Source organism: Rhizobacter sp. P3_B12, from assembly GCF_056402895.1.
The window spans coordinates 1-2,504 of record NZ_JBFUGN010000903.1; the positions used below are offsets into that span (position 1 = coordinate 1).

Genomic DNA, 2,504 nt, shown 5'->3' on the forward strand with positions numbered 1-2,504 from the left:
GCCGAGACGCTGAGCCAGCAGATGCAGCTGCGTGCGACGGACTTCGAGGAGAAGAACTTCGCCGGGCTCGTGAGCGATGCCTTCGCCGCGTCGCGCCGCATCGTGCTGCTGGCCTGGCAGAAGACGCACGGCCGCGAGCTCGTCGCCTGATCCCCCGAGGACTGCCGCATGAACGCACAGCCCCTGGAGCTCGAGGTCGTCCGCAAGCTGGCCGCCACGATGGCGCTCGGCCTGCTGCACGGCAGCGATCAGGACGCCGACACGATCTTCGCCGCGCTGTCGCGCATGTGGCCGGACGACGGCTCCCTTCAACGCGCGCTGGCTTCGGCCATCGCCTCGACCTGATTCACCCCATTCGAAAGAGCAACGCAGCCCGCTCCCGATCAGGCCCCGCAAGGAGCCTGCCAAGTGGCTGCACCCCGCCTGCAAGGCACCCCTGAAAGGAAACGACATGAACCCGCTCAACCTCTTCTCCAGCTCCGGCGCCCTGGGCCTTGGCAAGAACCTCGGCACCACCGCCTCCGGCGCAGCCAGCAACGCGGTCTCCTCCGGTTCGACGAAAGCGGTCTCCAACAACGCCTCCAACTCGGTGGGCGACAACCTGAACTCGATCGGCGGGAGCGACGTCAGCACCACGAGCCAGTCGCTGAACGGCGCCGTGCAGGACGCGCAAGCCATGACCGAGATGCAGATGCAAGCCAGCTCGGCGATGGCCAAGATGAACATGATGGCGTCGATCAACGACGGTCTGAACAGCGTCATGAAGAAGGCCGGCGAGTCGTTCAAGTCGGCAGCGCAGTAAGCCATTCATGGCGGACCGACCGTCCGCCCTTTTCTGCTGTTCTACCCCCGGGGCATCGGGTCGGCGATGCCACCTTTCCAGACTCTTTGAACTGGCCTGAAGGATTCGACCATGTCCGCTCGCAAGCTGCCGAAGTGGCAAACCGATCTGTTCGCCGCGGTCTACTCGCTCGCGAGCGAGATCGCGCCGCGCAACGATGTCGCCACGGTGCTGAAGCTGATGTCGGCGGTGCATCCGGACCTGCCGCAGCTTGCCGCGGCCGAGGCCCGCATCCTGATCCATGCCGGCGACTTCGCCGGCGCCCGCTCGCTGCTGGAACGCACCGAGCACAGGCACCCGACCAACGCGGTGATCAAGGCGATGCTGTCGTTCACGCTGTTCGTGCAGCAGGACGGCCTGTGGGAAACCTATGCCGAAGAGGCGATCGCGCTGCCGGCGGACGCCGCCGCACGCGGCATCGTCGATGCGCTGGAATCCGCCTCCGGTCGCCAGATCCGCAAGGCAACGAACGATTCCCATGGCGGCAGCCACCTGTCGATGATGCCGCCGATGGGCCTGGCCTGCTGACCCGTTCCACCGAGGACGAACCATGATCAACCCGATTTCATCCGTCGCCCCGCTGAACCCCGCCGAGCAGGCGCTGCAGGCCCTGGCCTCGCAGGCGACGCAAGGCGCCGGACACGGCGTGGCCCCCGTGCCCTCGGCCGTCACGCCCGAGATGCAGCAGAACTTCCAGTCGCTGATGCAGCGCAGCACCGACCATGCCGCCTCGTCGGCCGGCCACCCGGGCAACGTGATCCAGCACGTGATCGAGCGCCAGCAGGGCGACCTGCAGCGCGTCGAAGGCCAGGTCGAGAACTTCCTCGCCGCGGCGCCCGGCATGGGTGCATCTGAAGTGGTTGCCGCGTCGATGGCGGTCAGCCGCAACGTCGCGGTGACGAACCTGAAGCTGCAGATCGCCACCTCGATCACGCAGGGCTCGAACAAGAGCCTGCAAACCCTGTTGAAGAACCAGTGACCTCGCGGTCCCGAAGGAGCCCCCCGTGCTGACCTCCCTGTCGATCCCCACCCCCCCGGCCTTCCTGCTGCGCGCGATCGTGCTCGCCGCCTGCGCCCTGGCGCTCGCCGGCTGCAAGCAGGACGTCTACACGAAGCTGACCGAGGCCGACGCCAACGACATGCTGGGCGTGCTGCTGCTGGCCAACCTCGACGCCGCCAAGGCCAGCCCCGACGGCAAGACCTGGAACGTCGCGGTCGAGACCGACCACATGGGCCGCGCGCTCGCGGTGCTGCGCGCCAACGGCCTGCCGGCCGAGCGCCGCGCCAACCTGGGCGACATGTTCAAGAAGGACGGCCTGATCTCCACGCCGACCGAGGAGCGCGTGCGCTTCATCTACGGCGTGTCGCAGGAGCTCGAGAAGACGCTGTCCAGCATCGACGGCGTGGTCTCGGCCCGCGTGCACGTGGTGCTGCCGAACAACGACCCGCTGGCCGAGCATGTGAAGCCGTCGAGCGCGTCGGTGTTCATCAAGCACCGCACCGAGTCGAACGTGGCCACGCTGGTGCCGACGGTCAAGAACCTGGTCGTGCGCAGCGTCGAGGGCCTGACCTACGAGAACGTCAACGTGACGCTGGTGGCCGCGGCCGCACTGCCCGAGCTCGCCAGCGCGGCGATCGCGCAGCGCGGCGGGATGTCGCCGGT

General features: G+C 67.7%; 6 protein-coding genes. All 6 read left to right on the forward strand.

The genetic code is table 11. From position 1 onward, the window contains the following. Positions 1 to 9: 9 nt before the first annotated feature. Positions 10 to 150, forward strand: coding sequence for a hypothetical protein (locus tag AC1D01_RS38405; RefSeq protein ID WP_489740818.1), 141 nt, complete (start codon positions 10 to 12; stop codon positions 148 to 150). A gap of 18 nt (positions 151 to 168) precedes the next feature. Next, complete coding sequence (locus tag AC1D01_RS29805; protein WP_477872866.1) at positions 169 to 345, forward strand: hypothetical protein; 177 nt, start codon at positions 169 to 171, stop codon at positions 343 to 345. Positions 346 to 451: 106 nt separating this feature from the next. Next, positions 452 to 802: a hypothetical protein gene (locus AC1D01_RS29810; RefSeq protein WP_477872868.1), complete on the forward strand. Its 351-nt coding sequence runs from the start codon at positions 452 to 454 to the stop codon at positions 800 to 802. A 111-nt stretch (positions 803 to 913) separates the two neighbouring features. Then, positions 914 to 1,369, forward strand: coding sequence for an HrpB1 family type III secretion system apparatus protein (locus AC1D01_RS29815; protein WP_477872870.1), 456 nt, complete (start codon positions 914 to 916; stop codon positions 1,367 to 1,369). A gap of 22 nt (positions 1,370 to 1,391) precedes the next feature. After that, positions 1,392 to 1,820: a hypothetical protein gene (locus tag AC1D01_RS29820; RefSeq protein WP_477872872.1), complete on the forward strand. Its 429-nt coding sequence runs from the start codon at positions 1,392 to 1,394 to the stop codon at positions 1,818 to 1,820. A gap of 43 nt (positions 1,821 to 1,863) precedes the next feature. Continuing rightward, on the forward strand, positions 1,864 to 2,504 hold a 641-nt coding region (sctJ, locus tag AC1D01_RS29825), incomplete at its 3' end, for a type III secretion system inner membrane ring lipoprotein SctJ (protein WP_477872874.1).